At 74.8% G+C, this 19,665-nt stretch carries 23 protein-coding genes; 13 read left to right on the top strand and 10 right to left on the bottom strand.

What is annotated here, in order from left to right; translation table 11 throughout:
- The first annotated feature begins 113 nt into the window (after positions 1 to 113).
- Positions 114 to 188, top strand: coding sequence for a 50S ribosomal protein bL37 (locus O2W20_RS22755; RefSeq protein WP_014742531.1), 75 nt, complete (start codon positions 114 to 116; stop codon positions 186 to 188).
- A gap of 79 nt (positions 189 to 267) precedes the next feature.
- Here O2W20_RS22755 and rsrA read toward each other — a convergent pair whose 3' ends face one another.
- Both rsrA and O2W20_RS05795 read right to left on the bottom strand, forming a co-directional pair.
- Complete coding sequence (gene rsrA, locus O2W20_RS05800) at positions 268 to 651, bottom strand: mycothiol system anti-sigma-R factor (RefSeq protein WP_269170785.1); 384 nt, start codon at positions 649 to 651, stop codon at positions 268 to 270.
- On the bottom strand, positions 648 to 1,340 hold the full coding sequence (locus O2W20_RS05795) for a sigma-70 family RNA polymerase sigma factor (RefSeq protein ID WP_269170784.1): 693 nt from the start codon (positions 1,338 to 1,340) through the stop codon (positions 648 to 650). Before O2W20_RS05795 ends, rsrA begins: the two co-directional genes overlap by 4 nt.
- A gap of 246 nt (positions 1,341 to 1,586) precedes the next feature.
- Here O2W20_RS05795 and ybaK point away from each other — a divergent pair, with 246 nt between their 5' ends.
- Positions 1,587 to 2,066, top strand: coding sequence for a Cys-tRNA(Pro) deacylase (ybaK, locus tag O2W20_RS05790; RefSeq protein ID WP_269170783.1), 480 nt, complete (start codon positions 1,587 to 1,589; stop codon positions 2,064 to 2,066).
- Positions 2,067 to 2,069: 3 nt separating this feature from the next.
- Here ybaK and O2W20_RS05785 read toward each other — a convergent pair whose 3' ends face one another.
- Both O2W20_RS05785 and O2W20_RS05780 read right to left on the bottom strand, forming a co-directional pair.
- Positions 2,070 to 3,623 carry a fused MFS/spermidine synthase gene (locus tag O2W20_RS05785; RefSeq protein WP_269170782.1) on the bottom strand — a complete coding sequence of 518 codons (1,554 nt, stop codon included), beginning with the start codon at positions 3,621 to 3,623 and terminating at the stop codon, positions 2,070 to 2,072.
- Positions 3,624 to 3,643: 20 nt separating this feature from the next.
- On the bottom strand, positions 3,644 to 4,390 hold the full coding sequence (locus O2W20_RS05780; RefSeq protein ID WP_269170781.1) for an SOS response-associated peptidase: 747 nt from the start codon (positions 4,388 to 4,390) through the stop codon (positions 3,644 to 3,646).
- A gap of 142 nt (positions 4,391 to 4,532) precedes the next feature.
- Between O2W20_RS05780 and O2W20_RS05775 the strand changes: the two genes are divergently transcribed.
- The 4 genes from O2W20_RS05775 to rsgA are packed head-to-tail and all read left to right on the top strand — an operon-like array spanning position 4,533 to position 8,827.
- On the top strand, positions 4,533 to 6,002 hold the full coding sequence (locus O2W20_RS05775) for an NAD-dependent succinate-semialdehyde dehydrogenase (RefSeq protein ID WP_269170780.1): 1,470 nt from the start codon (positions 4,533 to 4,535) through the stop codon (positions 6,000 to 6,002).
- Between the two features lie 55 nt (positions 6,003 to 6,057).
- Positions 6,058 to 6,513 carry a YdeI/OmpD-associated family protein gene (locus tag O2W20_RS05770; RefSeq protein WP_269170779.1) on the top strand — a complete coding sequence of 152 codons (456 nt, stop codon included), beginning with the start codon at positions 6,058 to 6,060 and terminating at the stop codon, positions 6,511 to 6,513.
- Positions 6,510 to 7,799 (top strand): 3-phosphoshikimate 1-carboxyvinyltransferase, encoded by a 1,290-nt coding sequence (gene aroA, locus O2W20_RS05765; protein ID WP_269170778.1) that lies wholly within the window; start codon positions 6,510 to 6,512, stop codon positions 7,797 to 7,799. Before O2W20_RS05770 ends, aroA begins: the two co-directional genes overlap by 4 nt.
- Positions 7,796 to 8,827 carry a ribosome small subunit-dependent GTPase A gene (rsgA, locus tag O2W20_RS05760; protein ID WP_269170777.1) on the top strand — a complete coding sequence of 344 codons (1,032 nt, stop codon included), beginning with the start codon at positions 7,796 to 7,798 and terminating at the stop codon, positions 8,825 to 8,827. The genes aroA and rsgA overlap by 4 nt, the downstream gene beginning before the upstream one ends.
- Positions 8,828 to 8,839: 12 nt before the next feature.
- Here rsgA and O2W20_RS05755 read toward each other — a convergent pair whose 3' ends face one another.
- A complete protein-coding gene (locus tag O2W20_RS05755) occupies positions 8,840 to 9,571 on the bottom strand; it encodes a peptidase E (protein WP_269170776.1) in 732 nt (243 codons plus the stop codon).
- 2 nt (positions 9,572 to 9,573) lie between these two features.
- Positions 9,574 to 10,110: a DUF2087 domain-containing protein gene (locus tag O2W20_RS05750; RefSeq protein ID WP_269170775.1), complete on the bottom strand. Its 537-nt coding sequence runs from the start codon at positions 10,108 to 10,110 to the stop codon at positions 9,574 to 9,576.
- A 53-nt stretch (positions 10,111 to 10,163) separates the two neighbouring features.
- Here O2W20_RS05750 and O2W20_RS05745 point away from each other — a divergent pair, with 53 nt between their 5' ends.
- Positions 10,164 to 10,346 carry a DUF2795 domain-containing protein gene (locus O2W20_RS05745; RefSeq protein WP_269170774.1) on the top strand — a complete coding sequence of 61 codons (183 nt, stop codon included), beginning with the start codon at positions 10,164 to 10,166 and terminating at the stop codon, positions 10,344 to 10,346.
- A 119-nt stretch (positions 10,347 to 10,465) separates the two neighbouring features.
- On the top strand, positions 10,466 to 11,269 hold the full coding sequence (gene hisN / locus O2W20_RS05740; protein WP_269170773.1) for a histidinol-phosphatase: 804 nt from the start codon (positions 10,466 to 10,468) through the stop codon (positions 11,267 to 11,269).
- Positions 11,270 to 11,294: 25 nt separating this feature from the next.
- On the opposite strand, the gene O2W20_RS05735 is transcribed toward hisN, so the two are convergent.
- The 3 genes from O2W20_RS05735 to O2W20_RS05725 all read right to left on the bottom strand — a co-directional run bounded on the left by O2W20_RS05735 (position 11,295) and on the right by O2W20_RS05725 (position 13,861).
- Positions 11,295 to 11,585, bottom strand: a complete 291-nt coding sequence (locus tag O2W20_RS05735; protein WP_036340278.1) for a hypothetical protein — start codon at positions 11,583 to 11,585, stop codon at positions 11,295 to 11,297.
- Between the two features lie 98 nt (positions 11,586 to 11,683).
- A complete protein-coding gene (locus O2W20_RS05730) occupies positions 11,684 to 13,072 on the bottom strand; it encodes an FGGY family carbohydrate kinase (RefSeq protein ID WP_269170772.1) in 1,389 nt (462 codons plus the stop codon).
- Positions 13,073 to 13,159: 87 nt separating this feature from the next.
- Positions 13,160 to 13,861, bottom strand: a complete 702-nt coding sequence (locus O2W20_RS05725) for a GAF and ANTAR domain-containing protein (RefSeq protein ID WP_269170771.1) — start codon at positions 13,859 to 13,861, stop codon at positions 13,160 to 13,162.
- A gap of 542 nt (positions 13,862 to 14,403) precedes the next feature.
- On the opposite strand from O2W20_RS05725, the gene O2W20_RS05720 reads away from it, so the two are divergent.
- The 3 genes from O2W20_RS05720 to O2W20_RS05710 all read left to right on the top strand — a co-directional run bounded on the left by O2W20_RS05720 (position 14,404) and on the right by O2W20_RS05710 (position 17,525).
- Positions 14,404 to 14,907, top strand: coding sequence for a hypothetical protein (locus O2W20_RS05720; RefSeq protein ID WP_269170770.1), 504 nt, complete (start codon positions 14,404 to 14,406; stop codon positions 14,905 to 14,907).
- Between the two features lie 84 nt (positions 14,908 to 14,991).
- Positions 14,992 to 16,389 (top strand): cystathionine beta-synthase, encoded by a 1,398-nt coding sequence (locus O2W20_RS05715; protein ID WP_269170768.1) that lies wholly within the window; start codon positions 14,992 to 14,994, stop codon positions 16,387 to 16,389.
- Entirely contained in the window at positions 16,386 to 17,525 is a 1,140-nt protein-coding gene (locus tag O2W20_RS05710) for a cystathionine gamma-synthase (RefSeq protein WP_269170766.1), read from the top strand. Before O2W20_RS05715 ends, O2W20_RS05710 begins: the two co-directional genes overlap by 4 nt.
- 105 nt (positions 17,526 to 17,630) lie before the next feature.
- Here O2W20_RS05710 and map read toward each other — a convergent pair whose 3' ends face one another.
- Positions 17,631 to 18,401: a type I methionyl aminopeptidase gene (gene map, locus O2W20_RS05705; RefSeq protein WP_269170764.1), complete on the bottom strand. Its 771-nt coding sequence runs from the start codon at positions 18,399 to 18,401 to the stop codon at positions 17,631 to 17,633.
- Positions 18,402 to 18,445: 44 nt separating this feature from the next.
- On the opposite strand from map, the gene O2W20_RS05700 reads away from it, so the two are divergent.
- Both O2W20_RS05700 and O2W20_RS05695 read left to right on the top strand, forming a co-directional pair.
- Positions 18,446 to 18,715: a helix-turn-helix domain-containing protein gene (locus O2W20_RS05700; RefSeq protein ID WP_269170763.1), complete on the top strand. Its 270-nt coding sequence runs from the start codon at positions 18,446 to 18,448 to the stop codon at positions 18,713 to 18,715.
- A gap of 84 nt (positions 18,716 to 18,799) precedes the next feature.
- On the top strand, positions 18,800 to 19,663 hold the full coding sequence (locus O2W20_RS05695; RefSeq protein ID WP_269170762.1) for a glycosyltransferase family 2 protein: 864 nt from the start codon (positions 18,800 to 18,802) through the stop codon (positions 19,661 to 19,663).
- Positions 19,664 to 19,665: the final 2 nt, after the last annotated feature.

Raw genomic sequence — 19,665 nt, 5'->3', positions numbered from 1 at the left:
GAGAGCCTTGCAGGGTCAGCTTGGCCGGTGGTGAGGTGTCCTGCACCGCAGCACCGGGACCGATCCGCACCGGGGCGACCTGCCCGGGTGCAGCACAGAGAGGAGGGGCAGCGATGTCCAAGCGTGGACGCAAGCGGCGCGCCCGCAAGAAGAGCGGCGCCAACCACGGCAAGCGCCCCAACGCCTGAAGAAGGACCCCCTTGCCCCCCACCACTCGCAAGCTCGCGGTGGGTCCCTGCAAGGGGGCCGGAGAGCGCTCCGCCGCCGTCAGGCGGTGGGGCGCTCCCCCGGCGGCTGTTCGCCGTAGACGTGCGTGGTCGTCGACTCGAAGCTGGCCTTCTCCACGCGCACCTGGGTGCCGTCCTCCTCGAAGGAGACGGTCGTCAGCTGCACCTTGATCCGGTCCCGCAGGCCCATCGGCGTGGGGTCACCGCCGCAGCGGCGCCGCACCAGCGCCTTGAACTCCTGCTCGATGCCGAACTGGCGCAGGCACGGCGAGCAGTCCTCGAGGTGCTCGGCGATGACCGCCCGGCGGGCGTCGTCGGTCTCGTGGTCGAGGAACTCGAAGACGTGCGAGAGCACGTCGTCGCACGAGGTGACGTCGTCACCGTGGAGGTCGTGCCGGGCGCCGTCGTGAGCGTCGGTGCTCATGAGCGGGTCGCCTCCTCAGCAGCTCCGGCCGCGACGAAGCCGCGTTCCCGGGCGTAGTCGGCCAGCAGCTTCTGCAGACCGCGTCGACCGCGGTGCAGGCGGGACATCACCGTGCCGATGGGCGTGCCCATGATCTCGGCGATCTCCTTGTAGGCGAACCCCTCGACGTCGGCGAGGTAGACCGCGAGCCGGAAGTCCTCCGGCAGCTGCTGCAGCGCTTCCTTGATGTCGGTGTCGGGCAGGTGGTCCAGCGCCTCCATCTCCGCGGAGCGCAGGCCGCTGGAGGTGTGCTCCTCGGCGGCGTAGAGCTGCCAGTCCTGCACCTGCTCGGTGGGGTACTGCTGCGGCTGGCGCTGCTTCTTGCGGTAGCTGTTGATGTAGGTGTTCGTCAGGATCCGGTACAGCCACGCCTTGAGGTTGGTGCCCTCGGCGAACTGGTGGAAGGCGGAGTACGCCTTGACGAAGGTCTCCTGCACCAGGTCCTCGGCGTCGGCGGGGTTGCGGGTCATCCGCAGCGCTGCCGGGTACAGCTGGTCCAGGTAGGGCAGGGCGTCACGCTCGAAGCGGGCGTCGCGCTGGGCCCGGGTCTCGGCGAGCTCGGCACGACTGCCGTCGGCGCGCGCCTCTGGCGTCTCATCGGGCTTCCCCGTCTCGACGACGGGGCTGTCGCTCGCGGGCTCCTCGGGCACCGACCGTCCTCTCTGCGGCGCCCGGGAACGGGCGACCACGTCGCTCGATCCTAGCCGGGTGCGGCCGGGGCGGCCGGGGGGACGGCGGGCGGGCGCGGAACCGCGCGCGATGCGCGCCGGGGCGCCCGGGACTGTGCTGCTCACGGTCGGTGCAACGGCACGCACCCGGGCTCGATTCCCCGTCCGGGACGGTCGTCGGGGAAACCGCCTCCCGGCGCCGGTGCGTCCGGCCTAGGCTGCTGCGCCGTGGCTGCGACACCGGCGGTGCGGACCCTGGACCAGGCGCGGGCCGCCTACTCCCTGCACGAGTACGACCCGGCCGACGGCGCGGACGGACACGGCTACGGCGAGGTGGCGGTGGCCGCCCTGGACGCCGATCCGGCGCAGGTGTTCAAGACCCTGGTCACCCGGGTCGACGGCGCCCTCACCGTCGCCGTCGTGCCGGTCAGTGGCCAGCTGGACCTCAAGGCGCTGGCCGCCGCCGCCGGCGGCCGGAAGGCCACCATGGCCGACCCGACCGACGCCGAGCGGAGCAGCGGCTACGTGCGGGGCGGGATCAGCCCGCTGGGCCAGCGGAAGGCGCTGCCGACCGTGGTCGACGACAGCGCACTGGCCTTCCCGACCGTGCTGGTCAGCGCGGGGCGGCGCGGGCTGCAGGTGGAGCTGTCACCGGCGGACCTGGTGCGGCTGACCCGGGCCCGGACCGCCGCGATCACCCGCAGCTGATGCTCAGCCGTAGGGCGTCAGCAGCTGGTCGACCGGCGCGAAGTCGTCGGTGAGGACGCCGGCGTCCCCGATGAAGCGGTCGAGCTCGGGCCCCTCGGCCACCTGCCAGGCGAGCCCGCGCTCCTCCAGCTCGGCGGCGATCTCCGTCGCCGGCAGCGGACGCTGCGAGGCGACCGCGACCACGTTCCCGCCGGCCTCGCCGGCCAGCGCCGGCGCCCGGGCCAGCAGCAGCACGTGGTCGAAGACCTGCTGCAGGGTCGCCAGCTCGGCGCGGACGAAGGACAGCGGCGGGTGGTCGATGAGGTTGACCGCGTAGACGCCGTCCTCGGCCAGCGCGTCGTCGACCAGGCGCAGCGCCTCCACCGTCGTCAGCTGCCACGGCACCGACAGCCCGCCGAAGGCGTCCCCGACCACGAGGTCCCGCTCCCCGGGGGCCTCCGCCCCGAGCCCGACCCGGGCGTCGCCGACCTGTACCTCCAGCTCGTCGGAGGTCTCCAGCCCCAGCTCCTGCTCGTCGATCGCGACGACGCCGGGGTCGACCTCCAGCACGAGGCTCTGCGTGCCCGGCCGCACCTCGGCCAGGTAGCGGGGCAGGGTCAGCCCACCACCCCCGACGTGCAGCGCGGACAGCGGTTCACCCGCCGGGGCGAGCGCGTCGGTGACCGAGGCGATCGCCTGGACGTACTCGAACTCCAGGTACGTCGGGTCGGCCAGGTCGACGTAGGAGTGCCGCAGGGTGTCCAGCACCAGCACCCGGCCGGTGTCGCGCGCCGGGTCGGCGACCACCCGGGCACAGTGGTAAGCGGTCTCCCGCTCACAGGGCGTCGGCGCCACCGCGGCGAGCACCGGGGCGGCCACGGCCAGGGCGAGCAGCCCGACCGGGAGCCGGCCGGCCACCCCGGGGGTCCGGCGGCGCAGCAGCACGGCGAGCGCCACCCCGACCACGACGACGAGCAGCCCGGTGCCGACCAGGATCACGCTGCTGGGCAGGATCGCGACCAGCAGGAAGCCGGTGGCGAACGTCGCCACGATGCCCCCGATCGTGCCGATGCCCGACAGCCGGCCGACCACCGAACCGGTCCGGGCCAGGTCGCCCAGCTGCAGGGCCACCACCATCGGCGGGACGGCGGAGAGCAACGCGGCCGGGACGACGACGGCGACCGCGGCCAGCAGCAGCACGTTGCCGGCCGCGGCGCCGGTGAGCAGCTCCCCGGCGAACCGGACCAGCGGCAGCACCGCCACCACCAGGGCCCCGCCGGCGATCATCAGCGGCGCGATCAGCCGTCGCGGGTCGGTGCGGTCGGCGGCGGCCCCACCGGCCCAGGCGCCGATCGCGATCGCGGCCAGCGCAAACCCGATGATCGCGGTGCTGGTCTGCAGCGTGATGCCGACGTAGGGGGCGATCAGCCGCAGGCCGACGACCTCCATCACGAGCACCGCCCCGGAGGACAGGAAGGTCACGCCCGCGGCGATCCAGTCGGGCAGCGCCCGGGCGGAGACCTGGACGTGCTCCGGGTCGGTCGACGCGGTGGTCGGGTGCGGGTCCAGCGGGCTCACCTCGGGGATCGGGGGGACGGTCAGAACAGGGCGGGCTGGTCGGCGGGCTCGCTGACCGACTCCACCCGCGCGGTGAGCTGCGGCCCGTTGTGGGCCACGTTGCCCACGGCCGGGCCGACCGGGCGGATCTCCAGCCGCTCGACGTGCTCCGGTGGCGTCGGGGCGGCGACCTCGGTGACGTCCTCGCGGGCCGGGTCCAGCCACTCCGCCCAGCGGTCGGGCGGCAGCACCAGCGGCATCCGGGGGTGGACCTCAGCGAGTGCGCCGACGGCGGGTGCGGTGACCACGGTGCAGCTGTACAGCCGGTCCTCGCCCCGGCCCCACACCTCCCAGAGCCCGGCGAAGGCCAGCCCGGACCCGTCCTGCGGGGTCACGTAGAACGGCTGCTTGCCGGGGCGGTCCTGCCGGGGCGCCCACTCGTACCAGCCGTCGGCCGGGACGAGGCAGCGTCGGCTCGCCGCCGCGGTGCGGAACGCGGGCTTCTCGGCCAACGACTCGACCCGGGCGTTGAGCATCCGGTTGCCGACCGAGACGTCCTTGGCCCAGGAGGGGACCAGGCCCCAGCGCACGACCCGGAGCTCGCGGTGCCCGCCGCCGGTGAGCGCACCCTCGGCGTCCCGCTCCTTCTTGTGCCGGACCACGTACACGTCCTTGGTGGGGGCGACGTTGTGGTCGGCCGGCAGCGGGGCCTGGCCCTCGGCCGGGACGGCCTCGAACTCCAGCGCGAGGTCCTCAGGACGGCGGCTGGCGGCGTACCGACCACACATGACGGGCTCCTCCCGGACGACGACGTCCCCGAGCGTAGGTGCGCCCACCGACGACCCGCCGTGCGTCGCCGGTGCAGAGAGGGGTAGGACGGAGACCACAGACCCGACGCACCGCGACGAAGCACGACGGAGGGCACATCACGTGACGACCACCCAGGCTCCCTCGACCGAGCAGCCGAAGACCGCCAGCGACGCAGGCGCACGCCCGTACGCGACGGTGAACCCCTACACCGGGAAGACGGAGAAGGAGTTCCCCTTCCTGGAGACCGACGCCATCGACGGCGTGGTCGAGCGGGCCCACGCCGCCTTCGGCGACTGGCGCCGCCGGTCGGTGGAGGAGCGCGCCGCCGTCGTCGGCCGGGCCGCCGAGCTGATGCGCGAGCGGCAGGACGAGCTCGCCGCCCTGATCACCCGGGAGATGGGCAAGCGGATCCAGGAGGCCGCCGGTGAGGTCCAGCTGGCCGCCAGCATCCTGGAGTACTACGCCACCAACGGCCCGCGGTTCCTGGCGCCCAAGCCGATCGACGTGATGGGCGGCGGCGAGGCCGAGGTGGTGAACGAGCCGATCGGCGTCCTGCTGGCGATCGAGCCGTGGAACTACCCGCTCTACCAGGTGGTGCGGGTGGCCGGCCCGAACCTGACCCTGGGCAACACCGTCCTGCTCAAGCACGCGGAGAACAACCCGCAGTGCGCCCTCGCCCTGGAGCAGCTGTTCCGGGACGCCGGGGCGCCGGAGGGCGTCTACACCAACCTGTTCCTGCGGATCGCCGACGTCGAGCAGGTCGTCGCCGACCGGCGGGTGCAGGGCGTGACGCTGACCGGGAGCGAGCGGGCCGGGGCCAGCGTGGCCCAGCTGGCCGGCAAGCACCTGAAGAAGTCGGTGCTGGAGCTGGGCGGCAGCGACCCGTTCATCGTGCTGGACGCCCCCGACCTGGGCCGCACGGTCAAGGCCGCGACCATGGCGCGGATGGCCAACACCGGCCAGGCCTGCATCGCCGCCAAGCGGATCATCGTGCTCGACGAGGTCTACGACGACGTCGTCGCCGGCCTGCAGCAGGCCTTCGGCAGCTTCTCCCCCGGCGACCCGGCCGACCCGGCCACGACGCTGGGCCCGCTGTCCACCGAGCGGGCCGCGCAGGACCTCGCCGCACAGATCCAGGACGCCGTGGACAAGGGCGCCACCGTGCTCACCGGTGGCGGCCGCCCCGAGCACGACGGCGCCTTCGTCCAGGCCACGCTCCTGGCCGACGTCACCCCGGAGATGCGGGCCTACCACGAGGAGCTCTTCGGGCCGGCCGCCGTCGTCTACCGGGCGAAGGACGCCGACGAGGCCGTCGCGCTGGCCAACGACAGCGACTTCGGGCTCTCGGCGGCCGTCTACAGCGGCGACACCGAGCGGGCCCGCGAGGTGGCCGACCGGCTGGAGTCGGGGATGGTCTGGATCAACCAGCCGTCGGGCTCCTCCCCCGAGCTGCCCTTCGGCGGGGTGAAGCGGTCCGGCTACGGACGCGAGCTCTCCGAGCTGGGCATGTTCGAGTTCGCCAACCGCCGGCTGGTGCGCACGATGCCGCCGAAGAAGCAGGCGGCGCCGGCCCAGCACGTCGGCGGCTGAACCCAGGCTCCGGGCACTGTCGCGGCAGTGCCCGGAGCTGCCATCCTCCTGGCCCATGAGGTTCACCTCCACGGTCGAGCTGCACGGCAGGACGGCCACCGGCATCCCGGTGCCGCCGGAGGTGGTCGAGGCGCTCGGCGGCGGGCGGAAGCCGGCGGTGACGGTGACCGTCGGCGGGCACGGCTACCGGACGTCGATCGCCAGCACGGGCGGGCGCTTCCTCATCCCGCTGAGCGCGGGGCGTCGCTCGGCAGCCGGGGTCGCCGCCGGCGACCAGGTCGAGGTGGACGTCGTGCTGGACACCGAGCCGCGCGAGGTCGACGTCCCGCCGGACCTGGCCGCAGCACTGGACGCCGAGCCGGCGGCCGGGCAGCGCTTCGGGTCCCTCTCCTACAGCGCACGGCTCCGGCACGTGCTCGCCGTCGAGGGCGCGAAGACGGCGGCGACCCGGCAGCGTCGGGTCGCGACCATCGTCGCGGCGCTGGCCGAGGAGGCCGGCAGGGCAGGATGAGCGGTATGACCGAGGTCTGGACGACGCCCGCCCGCCGTACCCCGGTGGACGCCGTGGTGACCCTCCCCGGGTCCAAGTCGATCACCGCACGCGCCCTGGTGCTGGCCGCGATCGCCGACGGGCCCAGCCGGCTGGTGCGCCCGCTGCGCGCCCGCGACACCGACCTGATGGCCGCCGGGCTGCGGGCGATCGGGGTGGACATCGTCGCCGACGGCGCGGACTGGCTGGTCACCCCCGGGCCGCTGCGGGGGCCGGCCGAGGTGGACGCCGGGCTGGCCGGCACGGTGCTCCGCTTCCTGCCGCCGGTCGCCGCACTGGCCGCCGGGCCGGTCCGGATCGACGGCGACGCCCGGCTGCGCGACCGACCCAACGCCGGCCTGATCGCCGGCCTCCGGGACCTCGGCGTCCGGGTCGACGACGACGGCCGCGGCCGGGCCCCGTTCACCGTGCACGGCACCGGTGCGGTGCCTGGCGGTGCGGTCACCGTCGACGCCAGCGAGTCCAGCCAGGTGGTGTCCGGGCTGTTGCTGGCCGCGGCCCGCTTCGACAGCGGCATCGAGCTGACCCTCGCCGGGAGCCTGCCGTCCCTGCCGCACGTGGAGATGACCGTCCGGACGCTCGCCGAGCACGGCGTGCAGGTGAGCCGGACCGACGGTGGGTGGCGCGTCGCGCCGGGCCCGATCGCCGCGCTGGACCGCGTCGTCGAGCCGGACCTGTCGAACGCCGCACCGTTCCTCGCTGCGGCCCTCGTCACCGGCGGCCGGGTGACCGTGCGCGACTGGCCGACCGACACCACCCAACCCGGCGCCCAGCTCGACGCGTTGTTCACCGCGATGGGGGCCGCGGTGACCCGCACCCCCGCCGGGCTCCAGGTCAGCGGGGGCGCCCGGATCGCCCCCCTCGAGGCCGACCTGGGCGAGGTGGGCGAGCTGACCCCGGTGCTCGCCGCACTGTGCGCCCTGGCCGACGGGCCGTCCCGGCTCACCGGCATCGCCCACCTGCGCGGCCACGAGACCGACCGGCTGCAGGCGCTGGACGAGGTGCTCAGCGCCGTCGGCGCCCGGGTCGAGCAATTGCCCGACGGGCTGGTCATCACCCCGGGGCGGCCCCGCCCGGCCCGGCTGGACTCCTACGCCGACCACCGGATGGTGCACGCGGCGGCGGTGCTGGGCCTGGCGGTCGACGGCATCGAGGTCACCGACCCGGGGGCGGTGACCAAGACGCTGCCGGACTTCCGGGAACGCTGGGCCGGTCTGCTCGGCGAGGACGCCGGGGTGCCCGCGTGAGCCGGAAGATGGACAGCCGGTCCGATGAGGACGACGTCCGCGTCCGGGCCTCACGGCACGGCTCCCGCCCGCGCACCCGCACCCGCCCCACGCACGAGGAGGCCGTGCCCGGGCTGGTGATCGCGGTGGACCGCGGCCGGATGACCGTCCGGGTCGAGGGCCCCGGGGGCACCCCCGTCGACGTCACCTCGATGCGCGCCCGCGAGCTGGGCAAGCACGGCGTCGTCGTCGGGGACCGGGTGCGGCTGGTGGGCGACACCTCCGGACGCACCGACAGCCTGGCCCGGATCGTGACGATCGCCGACCGGGTCACCTCACTGCGCCGCACCGCCGACGACACCGACCCCACCGAGCGGATCGTGGTGGCCAACGCCGACCAGCTCGTCGTCGTCACCTCGATCGCCGACCCCGAGCCGGCGCTCGGCTTCCTGGACCGATGCCTGGTCGCCGCCTACGCCGGGGGGCTGTCGCCACTGCTGGTGCTGACCAAGTCCGACCTGGCCAGCCCGCAGCCACTGCTGGACCGGTACGCCGGACTGGAGGTCGACGCGGTCCCGATGTCCCGCGAGGCGCCGCTCGATGAGCTGGTGACCCGGCTGCGGGACCAGATGAGCGTGCTGGTCGGCCAGTCCGGGGTCGGCAAGTCGACGCTGTTCAACCGGCTGATCCCGGGCGCCTTCCGGGCCATCGGCGACGTGAGCAAGATCGGCAAGGGCAGGCACACGTCCTCCTCGGCGGTCCTGCTGGACCTGCCCGGGGGCGGCACCCTGATCGACACCCCGGGCATCCGCTCCTTCGGGCTGGCGCACGTGACCCCGCAGGACGTGCTGGCCGCCTTCGACGACCTCGCCGAGGCCGCCGTCGACTGCCCGCCCGCCTGCGGGCACACCGCCGCGGACCCGGAGTGCGCCCTGGACCCCTGGGCCGCCCAGGGCACACCCGCCGCGCGGGAGCGGTTGGGCAGCTTCCGCCGACTGCTCACCGCCGTCGGCCAGCTCACCCCCGGCCACGTCACCCCCGGCCACTGACCGGGTCCGCCGTCAGATCTCGCGGGGGGTGATCGCGCGCTCGGTCCAGCCGTTGCGCTCGTCCGGGTCCACCCGCCACGCCCGGGCTCCGGGCCGCACCGTCACCGCCTCCGCGAGCTCGGAGCCCACGTAGTGCAGCCCCACACCGTCCTCGGTCGCGTGGCCGGCCGGCAGGGTCCCGGCGGCGACCAGCCGGCGGTAGGTCTCCCGGCGCGGCTGGTCGGTCAGGTCGTCGTGCACGCCGTTGCTGTACGGCAGGAACCCCAGCCCGTCGGTGAACGGGTCGAGGCGGTCGGACCACGAGTCGGTGGGCCCGCCCACGTGCCAGCACAGGCTGCCCGCGCTCGGCCCGGCGAGCACCACCCCGGCCTCCCAGCACTCGCGCAGCACCGTGTGCAGGCCATGTGCCCGCCAGACCGCCATCAGGTTCACCACGCTGCCGCCCTCGACCAGCACGACGTCCTGGGTCAGCAGGTGGCTGCGCACGTCGGGGACGCTGGGCTGCGGGAAGAGCCGCAGCACGCTCAGGACGACGTCGTCCCGGCCCCCGAAGACCCGCTGGTACGCCGAGACCGCCGCCGGGTCGTCGCCCACCGCCGTCGGGAGGTAGCAGAGCCGCACCGGCCCGCCGTCCGTGCGACGGGCCGCACCCAGCGCCAGGACGTGCTCCAGGAGCGGCCGGTTGCCCCGCTCTCCCGGCCGCGGCTGGATCACACCCGAGAACGCGAAGACCTGTCGTCGCACCGTCACACCTCCACGTATCCGCCGCTGCGCCAGTAGACCCCCGACTCCCGGGTCAGCAGCGCCTCGTCCACCAGGTATCGGCGGAGCGCGGCCACATCCGGGTGCCAGGCGGCCAGCAGTGCGTTGACCTCCCGCTCCGGGTAGCGGACACCCGGCTCGAAGACGTGCACGAGGTGCTCGAGCACGACCCGGCGCTTGCTGTGCTGCGCGGGGACGGAGACCAGCCTGCCGTCCCGGACGAAGGCGCGCAGCACGGCGTCCGCCCCCGGATCGGCGGACAGCTGCGGCGCCGGCGGGGCGGTGGCGGCCGCTGCCCGGGCCGCCTCCCCGAAACGCTCGGCGTGCAGCGTGAGGAGGTGACCGTCGCGGTGCACCAGGCCGGCCCGGGCCAACCGCCGCGCGGCCAGCGCGACCTCCTTCAGGGACAGTCCCGACATGTCGGCGACGTCCTGGATCGTGCTCGCGCCGAGAGCCAGCGCGGCGACGACCTTCAGCCGCACCGGATCGGCCAACAGCCCGACGATGCTCCCGGCTTCCACGCCCCGACGGTATCCGTGCATCGCCGGCACAGCTGTCGGGTACCCGATGCGCCATGGTGAGCCCGATCGACATCCAGAAGGCCCTGTCCGGCATGGACTACCCGGCGAAGAAGGACGACGTGGTGAAGCACGCGGAGTCCCACGGAGGCAGCGGCGAGGTCCTCGACGCCCTGAAGGGGATCGACGACCAGGAGTACGACACCCCGGCGGCGGTCAGCAAGGCCGTCTTCAACTAGGAGGACCCCCTCTCCCCCCACCCCTCGCAGCCTCGGGGTGGGTCCCTGAGAGGGGGCCGCGCCAGCACGTCGCCGTCGGCGGGCGGGGTCGCGCCGACCCCGCCCGCTAGGTTCGGGCCATGACGGCTGGCCAGCGGGGATACAACGAGGACATGCGCCTGGCGCACGTACTGGCCGACCAGGCCGATGCGATCAGCCTGGACCGGTTCCGGGCGCAGGACCTGCGGGTGGACACCAAGCCAGACCTCACCCCGGTCACCGACGCCGACCACGCGGTCGAGGAGCAGCTGCGCAGCACGCTGGCCCGCGCCCGCACCCGGGACGCGGTGCTCGGCGAGGAGTTCGGCAGCACCGGCCGGGGAGACCGCCGGTGGGTGATCGACCCGATCGACGGCACCAAGAACTTCGTCCGCGGCGTCCCGGTGTGGGCGACCCTGGTCGCCCTGCTGGACGGCGACCTGCCGGTGGTCGGGCTGGTCTCGGCACCGGCACTGAACCGGCGGTGGTGGGCCGCGGCGGGCACCGGCGCCTGGACCGGACGCCGGCTGGAGAACGCCACCCGCTGCACGGTCTCGCAGGTGGGCGCGCTGGCCGATGCGAGCCTGTCCTACTCCAGCCTCTCCGGCTGGGAGGAGCAGGACCGGCTGGAGCCGTTCCTCGACCTGACCCGCGCGGTGTGGCGGACCCGCGCGTACGGCGACTTCTGGAGCTACATGATGGTGGCCGAGGGGGCCGTCGACGTCGCCTGCGAGCCCGAGGTGTCCCTGTGGGACCTCGCCGCCCTCGACGTCATCGTGCGCGAGGCCGGGGGCGCATTCAGCGACCTGGCCGGCAACGCCGGGCCGGCCGGCGGCAGCGCGGTGGCCAGCAACGGCGTCCTGCACCCCGACGTGCTGACGGCGCTCGCCCCCCGGGGGGAGTGAGCGCCGCCGGCACGGGTCGAACGGGTCAGGCCGAGGTGCCCGACCCTGTGCCGGAGCCGCCGCGGCCGCCCTGCACCCGGCGCCGGACGTCCTGGATCTTCGCCAGGGTCTTCGGGTCGCTGGCCAGCTGCTGGGCCTTGTCCGTCGCCTGCCGGATCACCTGCCTGCCCTTCGGGCTGTTCGCGACCTTGTCGAACTTCGCCCGGGTCTTCGGGTCCTTGGCCAGCTGCTGGGCCTTGTCCGTCGCCTGCCGGATGACCTGCTTGCCCTTCGGGCTGTTCGCGAACTGCATGACCTTGTTCATCAGCGACGCCATGGTGCGCCCACCCCCTTGCTCTCCTGCGCTTCCCGGTCGGGCCGCTCGTCGACGTCAACGGTGCCAGCAGCGCCGACGTTCCGCGCGACGGGCCGGCATCAGCCCCGGGCGGCTGCCCAGCGTGCGCGGACGGCGCCGGACTCCTCCGCCCGCCCCGGCTCGACGACCGGCCCGGCCGCCCGCGCGGGCACCAGGTCCAGTCCCACCCCGCGGGCGGCCAGCACCGCGGCGCCGGCCGCCGATGCGCTCCGGACCTGCACGTGCTGGACCGGTCGGGCGACCACGTCGGCGAGCAGCTGCTGCACCCCGGTGTCCCGCGCTCCTCCACCGGTGAGCACGACCGGCCCACCGGCGCCCGGCCCGAGCAGGTCCAGCGCCGCCGCCACGGCGCACGCCACGCCCTCCAGCGCCGCGCGGGCGAGGTCGGCCCGGGTGGTGTCGGCCGACAGCCCCGTCCAGCCACCGCGGTCGGCCGGCCCGGCGACCCCGCCCCGCTCGCCGGTCAGGAACGGGGAGAACACCACTCCCCCGGCCCCCGGCCGGGTCGTGGCCAGGCTGGCGGCGAAGGCCGGCCAGTCCAGGCCCAGCACCTCGCGCACCCAGGCCCACGCGGTGCCGGCGTTCTGCAGCGCGGCCATGGCGTACCAGCCGTCCTCGGCGTCGGCGTAGCAGTGCACGGCGGGGTCGACAGCCGGCTGCGGCGACACCTGCGGCCGGATGACCTGGGCACCCGAGCCGAGGTTGACCTGGACGCCGGTGGTGGTGCCGGCGGCCAGCAGCGCGAGCGGGGTGTCGGCGCCACCGACCACCACCGGCACTCCCCCGCCGAGCACAGGCGCCACCCCGACGACGGTCGACCCCGGCACGACGGCCGGGAGCAGGGCCGGGTCGGCGCCGGCCGCGACGGTGGCCGCGGCCGACCAGCGGTCGCCGGGCACGTCCCACAGCAGGGTCGCCGACGCGTCGCTGCGGTCGGTGACGGCCGGGTCGGCGTCGGGCACCAGTGCGGCCCGGACAGCGTCCTTGGGCAGCAGCACCGTCGCCGCCCGGGCGACCAGCTCCGGGTGGTGCACACCCAGCCAGGCCAGCAGCGGTCCGGTCATCCCGGCGGCCAGGGGGTTGGCCAGCGCGGCGCGGTCGGGTCCGGGGAGCTCCCGCCAGCGCTGCAGCTCCCCGGTCGCGCGCTGGTCGGGCCACAGCAGTGCCGGGGCCAGCGCGGCGCCGGACCGGTCCACCAGCACGGCACCGTGCATCTGGCCGGAGAGCCCCAGGGCGGCCACCGGCCGGTCGCCCAGCGTCCCGGCCACGGCGGCGAGGGCGTCGTCCAGCGCCCGCAGCCAGACGGCGACCTGCGTCTGCGCCCAGCCCGGCCGCGGGCGGTCGACCGGGTAGCCGACCTCGGCCTCCGCGACGACCGCACCGTCGAGGTCCAGCGCGGCGAGCTTGAGCCCGCTGGTGCCGAGGTCGGCCCCGAGCACGACGGTCATCGGGCGCCCAGCCCCGCTGTGGATCCGCACTGCATCTGCCTCACGCCGTGATCCTGGCCCCGCGCCGGACCAGGCCGCCAGCCGCCGTCAGCTGCCGCGCAGCAGCCCGGTCGCGGTGAGCTCCTCGGCGACGTCGCGCAGCTTGACGTTGGTGCGCTGCGAGGCGTGGGTGAGGAGCGTGAACGCCTGCTCGGGCGTGATCTTGTAGCGCTCCATCAGGATGCCCTTGGCCTGCTCGATCGACGCGCGGGAGGCCATCGCCTGACGCATGTTGGCCACGTCGTCGGTCGCCCGGGCAGCGGCCTCGGCGTTGCCGACGGCGATCGCGACGAAGGCCGCCACCTCCTCGCCGAGGGTCAGGTCGGCCGGGCCGAAGGCCCCGGGGTGACGGGCGTAGTTGTTCAGCGCGCCGATGTTCGCGCCCTGGAAGGGCAGCGGGATCGACAGCGAGCTGAGCACCCCCATCCCCGCGACCTGCCGTGCGTACTCGGGCCAGCGCTCCTCGTGGCGCATGTCGTCCACGAGGAAGACCTCCCCGGACCGCCCTGCGTCGACGCACGGGCCGTACCCGTACTCGTACTGCAGCTCGTCGGCGTCCATGGCGATCTGCCCGTCGAAGGCAGCGGTGAAGGGGCGGTCGTCACGGATCAGCGTGATCGACGTCGCCTCGGCACCAGGGATCGCACGGTGGGAGATCTTGACGATCTCGGTCAACACCTCAGGCAGCTCCCGTCCCACGAGGACGACGCCGGCCAGCTCCTGGTGCAGTGCGCCAAGGCTCTCGGTCATCGTCTCGTGGGTCCCTTTCCAGTGCGGCGGGTGGACCGTGGGTTCGATGTCCGCCTGGCCGGGGGTGACGCGCCCGGCCGCACGAGGGTATACGGCGTAAAGCGGCGGTCGGCACGTCCGGGCGGAGAACCCGGTTGCCGTCACGCCGACTCTTTCGCCAGGTTCCGCAGGACGACCCCGACGGCTGTCGAGCAGGTCCTGCCCGGCGGGCTCGTGCTGCGGGGCTGCCGTCCCGGCGACCTCGAGCAGGTCGGCGCGCTGCTGGTCGACCGCGGTGAGCCGGCCGAGGCCCTGGACCAGCGGCTGGTCGTCGAGGACCCGGACACCGGCTGGGAGGCCACCGCCGTCGCCCGCCGGCCAGGTCGAGCTGGTGGCCACCGACGCGGCCTACGAGGGCCGCGGCCTGGTGCGGGCGCTGATGGCCTGGGCGCACGACCGCTCCGCGGCCCGGGGCGACCTGCTCCAGGTGATGATCGGGATCCCGTACTCCTACCGGCTGTTTCGGCTACGAGTACGCGATCGACGTCCCCCCGGCCCGGCCGGTGCACACGCTCCCGGCCCCGGCGGCGGGGCTGCGGCCGGCCACGCCGGCGGACCTGCCGGCGCTGGCCCGGCTGCAGGACGCCGCCCAGGCCGGTGCGGACGTCGCGATGCCGCACCCGGCCGCCCGGCTGCGCTGGCTGGTGGCACACGAGGCGAGCACCACCTGGGTGCTGGAGCGGGACAGTGCGGTCGTCGCCTCCGTCCGGGTCCCCGAGCCGGACGACGACGTGCTGGTGGCCGAGCCGACCGCGGTGGACGACGCCGCGGCCGCCAGGTTGCTGGCCGGTGTGGCGGCGCTGGCCGCGGGCCGGCCGGTCCGGGTGACCGACCGCCCGGGCAGCTTCCCCGGCCGCGCCTGGGCCGACGGCTGGGCGCCCTGCTCTTCGGCCCGCACGGGCTGTCCCGGCGGCGGCCGGACGTGTACCCCGGCCGTCGCCGACCTCGACGAGGCGCTCTTCCCCCCGCTGCACGCGGACCTGCTCACCTACTACCTGCCGTACTGAGGCGCACCCGCACGTCTGGTGGGATGGTCGGGTACGCCGGTGCGCGCGATCCGCCGCCGGCCCACCCGCAGAGCAGGAGCCCCCGTGCAGTACGCCGAGTCCGTCGTCGAGCTCATCGGCAACACCCCGCTGGTCCGGCTCAACGCCGTGACCGCCCACCTCGGCCCGGACGCGCCGCTGGTGCTGGCCAAGGTCGAGTACGTCAACCCGGGCGGCTCGGTGAAGGACCGGATCGCGCTGCGGATGGTCGAGGCCGCCGAGGCGTCCGGGGCCCTGCAGCCGGGTGGCACGATCATCGAGCCGACCAGCGGCAACACCGGCATCGGCCTGGCCATCGTCGCCCAGACGCGCGGCTACAAGTGCATCTTCGTCTGCCCGGACAAGGTGGGCCAGGAGAAGATCAACGTGCTCAGGGCCTACGGCGCCGAGGTGCACGTCTGTCCGACCGCCGTCGACCCGGCCGACCCGCGTTCCTACTACTCGGTCTCCGACCGGCTGGCGAGGGAGACGCCGGGCGGCTGGAAGGCCGACCAGTACGCCAACCCGAACAACCCGCGCTCGCACTACGAGACCACCGGGCCGGAGATCTGGACGCAGACCGAGGGGAAGATCACCCACTTCGTCACCGGTGCGGGCACCGGCGGCACCATCTCCGGCGTCGGCCGCTACCTCAAGGAGGCCAGCGAGGGCCGGGTCCAGGTCATCGGCGCCGACCCGGAGGGCTCGGTCTACTCCGGCGGCACCGGCCGGCCCTACCTGGTCGAGGGTGTCGGCGAGGACTTCTGGCCCGAGGCCTACGACAAGTCGATCGCCGACGAGATCGTCGCGGTCTCCGACGGCGACTCGTTCGCGATGACCCGGCGGCTGGCCCGCGAGGAGGGCCTGCTGGTCGGCGGGTCCTGCGGGATGGCCGTCGTGGCGGCCCTGCGGGTGGCCGAGCGGCTGACGAAGGACGACGTCCTGGTGGTACTGCTGCCCGATGGGGGCCGCGGCTACCTGAACAAGATCTTCAACGACGAGTGGATGGCCGACTACGGCTTCCTGGACGCCGGCGGCGGTGAGACCGTGGGCGAACTGCTGGACGCGAAGTCCGGCAGCACCCCGACGCTGGTGCACACGCACCCGAACGAGACGGTGCGCGACGCGATCGACATCCTGCGCGAGTACGGGGTGAGCCAGCTGCCGGTCGTGAAGGCCGAGCCGCCGGTGACCGCCGGCGAGGTGGTCGGCTCGGTCGCGGAGAAGGCCCTGCTGGACGCGCTGTTCACCGGCCGGGCGTCGCTGGCCGACCCGGTCGAGCGGCACATGTCCCCCCCGCTGCCGATCATCGGCTCCGGCGAGCCGGTCTCGGCCGCGGTCGGGGCGCTGGGCGACGCTGACGCGCTGCTGGTGCACGTGGACGGGAAGCCGGCCGGCGTCGTCACCCGGCAGGACGTGCTGGGCCACCTGGTCGGCATCCCGGCTCCTACGGTGGGGCCATGACCGGGTTCAACACGCGCGCCATCCACGCCGGGCAGGACCCCGACCCCGCCACCGGCGCGGTCATCCCGCCCCTGCACCTGACCACCACCTACAAGCAGGACGGCGTCGGCGGACTGCGCGGCGGCTACGAGTACAGCCGCAGCGCCAACCCCACCCGGGACACCCTGCAGACCGCCCTGGCCTCGCTCGAGCAGGGCGCCCGCGGGATGACGTTCGCCTCCGGGCTGGCCGCGGAGGACACCCTGCTGCGCACCGTGTGCCGGCCGGGTGACTCGGTGGTGCTCGGCGGGGACGCCTACGGCGGCACCTACCGGCTCATCTCCCGGGTGCTCGAGCCGTGGGGGGTCACCCACTCCCCGGTCGACCTCAACGACCTCGACGCCGTCCGGGCTGCGGTCGCACCGGAGAACGTCCGGGTGATCTGGTGCGAGACCCCGAGCAACCCGCTGCTCAACGTCTCCGACATCGCCGTGCTGGCCGAGATCGCGCAGGCCTCGGGGACGCTGCTGGTCGTCGACAACACCTTCGCCAGCCCCTACCTGCAGCAGCCGCTGACGCTGGGCGCCGACGTCGTCGTGCACTCCACGACGAAGTACCTCGGCGGGCACTCCGACGTCGTCGGCGGGGCGCTGGTGGTCGCCGATGCCGATCTCGGCGAGCGGCTGGCCTACCACCAGAACGCGATGGGCGCGGTCAACGGCCCCTTCGACGCCTGGCTGGTGCTGCGCAGCCTGAAGACCCTCGGCGTCCGGATGGACCGGCACAGCGCGAACGCCGGCCGGATCGCCGAGTGGCTGCTGGCTCACCCAGCCGTGGGCGACGTGCTCTACCCGGGGCTGCCGCAGCACCGCAACCACGACATCGCGGCCAAGCAGATGTCCGGCTTCGGCGGGATGGTCTCCTTCCGGCTGAAGGGCGGCGAGGAGGCTGCGCTGCGGGTCTGCGAGCGCGCGTCGCTGTTCACCCTGGCCGAGTCGCTGGGCGGCGTGGAGTCGCTGATCGAGCACCCGCACCGGATGACCCACGCCAGCGCCGCCGGCTCACCGCTGGAGGTGCCGGCCGACCTGGTGCGCCTGTCGGTCGGCATCGAGGACGTCGACGACCTCCTGGCCGACCTGGACCAGGCGCTCGCCTAGCCGCCTGACCGCAGGCCACCTGGCCCCAGGCATAGGAGGCTTTCCACCCGCTCTGCGCGCTGGAACCGGGTGAACAGCTTCCTATGCCCGGGGGCTTCGCACCGATCAGGCGGGGAGGGTGAGGATGCGGGGGCCATCCGCCGTGACGGCCACGGTGTGCTCGACGTGGGCGGCGCGGCTGCCGTCGGCGCTGCGCAGCGTCCAGCCGTCGGCGTCGACCCGGTAGTCGTCGCTGCCGCCGGCCAGGAACCAGGGCTCGATCGCGATCACCAGCCCCGCGCGCAGCGGCAGCCCGCGGCCGGCCCGGCCCTCGTTGGGCACGTGCGGCGCCTCGTGCATGGTGCGCCCCACCCCGTGCCCGCCCTGGTCGGTGTTGATGCCGCAGCCGCCGGCCCGGCCGACCGCGGCGATCGCGGCGGAGATGTCCCCGACCCGGTTGCCGACCACGGCAGCGGCGATCCCGGCCTCCAACGCCCGGGTGGTGACCTCGACCAGCCGCAGGTCCTCGGGGCGCGGGGTGCCCACCGGGTAGGTGGTCGCCGCGTCGCCCACCCAGCCGTCGAGCGTCGCCCCGGCGTCGACGCTGAGCAGGTCGCCGTCCTCGAGCTGCTGGGTGGTGGGGATGCCGTGCAGCGCCACGTCGTTGACCGACAGGCAGACCACCCCGGGGAACGGCGGGGTCGTGGGCGAGGGCGCGTAACCGAGGAACGGCGAGGTGGCGCCGGCGTCGGCGAGGACCTGGCGGGCCGCGGCGTCCAGCTCGCTCAGCCGCACCCCGGGTGCGGCCAGTGCCCGCACCGCGGCGTGCATGTCGGCGACGACCGCCCCGGCGGCGCGCATCGCGTCGATCTCCCCTGGTGTGCGCAGCTCGATCATCTCAACCCTTCCAGTATTGGTATCCCGGTATTACTATCACGACCATGGTCCGACCGCCGTTGAGCCCCGAGGAGCGCGAGCGCGGCCGCCGGCTGGGTGGCCTGCTCCGCGCCGCGCGCGGTGACCGCTCCCCCGCCGAGGTCGCCGCCGCCTCCGGCGTGAGCCTCGAGGCGCTGCGCAAGATCGAGTCCGGCCGGGTCCCGACGCCGGCCTTCTTCACCGTCGCCGCGCTGGCCGACGCCCTGGACCTGCCACTGGACTCCCTGGTCGCCGCGCTGCACACCCCGGCCGAGGGCACCGCCCTCACCGCCTGAACGCGGACGGGGCGGGTCCGGGGTGGCCGGTCCCACACCGTGACCACCCGTGCAGGTGCCGGGCGGACGGGTAGGGAGCCGGTCGTGAGCGAGCCCCGGGTCAGCGTCGTCATCGCCACCATGGACCGTCGCGAGTCGCTGCTGCGGTCCCTCGACCGGCTCGACTCCCCCGGCGGGCCACCGGTGATCGTGGTGGACAACGCGTCGTCCGACGGCACCGCCGACGCCGTCCGGTCCGGACACCCCCGGGTCGACCTGCTGCGCCTCCCGGCCAACGCCGGGGCGGGCGCCCGCGACCACGGCGTCCAGCGGGCCGGCACCCGCTACGTGGCCTTCGCCGACGACGACTCCTGGTGGGAGCCGGACGCCCTAGAGGCCGCCGCCGACCTGCTCGACGCCCACCCGGAGCTGGCCGTGGTGGTCGGCCGGGTGCGGCTGGCCGGGGACGGCAGCGAGGACGCCGTGACCCGCAAGCACCGCGCCGCCGTCCTCGGTCGCTCCGCCGCCGGTCCCGACGTGCTGAGCTTCCCCGCGTTCGCCGCCGTCGTCCGCCGGGACGCCCACCTGGCCGTGGGCGGCTTCTCCCCGCTGCTGTTCTTCGGCGGCGAGGAGCACCTGCTGGCCCTGGACCTGGCGGCCGCCGGGTGGCAGCTGGTGTTCAGCGAGGACGTCGTCGCCTGGCACGACCCCGCCGGCCCGGACGCCCCCAGCCCGGCCCGGTGGGCGCTGCAGACCCGCAACGACGTGCTCGTCGACTGGCTGCGCCGCCCGCTGCCGGTGGCCCTGGCCGCGACCGGCCGACTGGCCCGGCGGGCGACGGCGGACGCGGCTGCCCGCCGGGCACTGGCCGGGGTGCTGCGCCGGCTGCCCGCCGCACTGCGGCAGCGCCGACCCGTGCCGGCCCGGCTGGAACAGCGGTTCGCCACCGCACTGCGCCCGCTGGGGTGAGC

Source organism: Modestobacter sp. VKM Ac-2982, from assembly GCF_026967935.1.
Lineage (GTDB): Bacteria > Actinomycetota > Actinomycetes > Mycobacteriales > Geodermatophilaceae > Modestobacter.
Note: the sequence above shows the minus strand (reverse complement) of the source record. Positions and strands in the feature narration are given on the sequence as shown.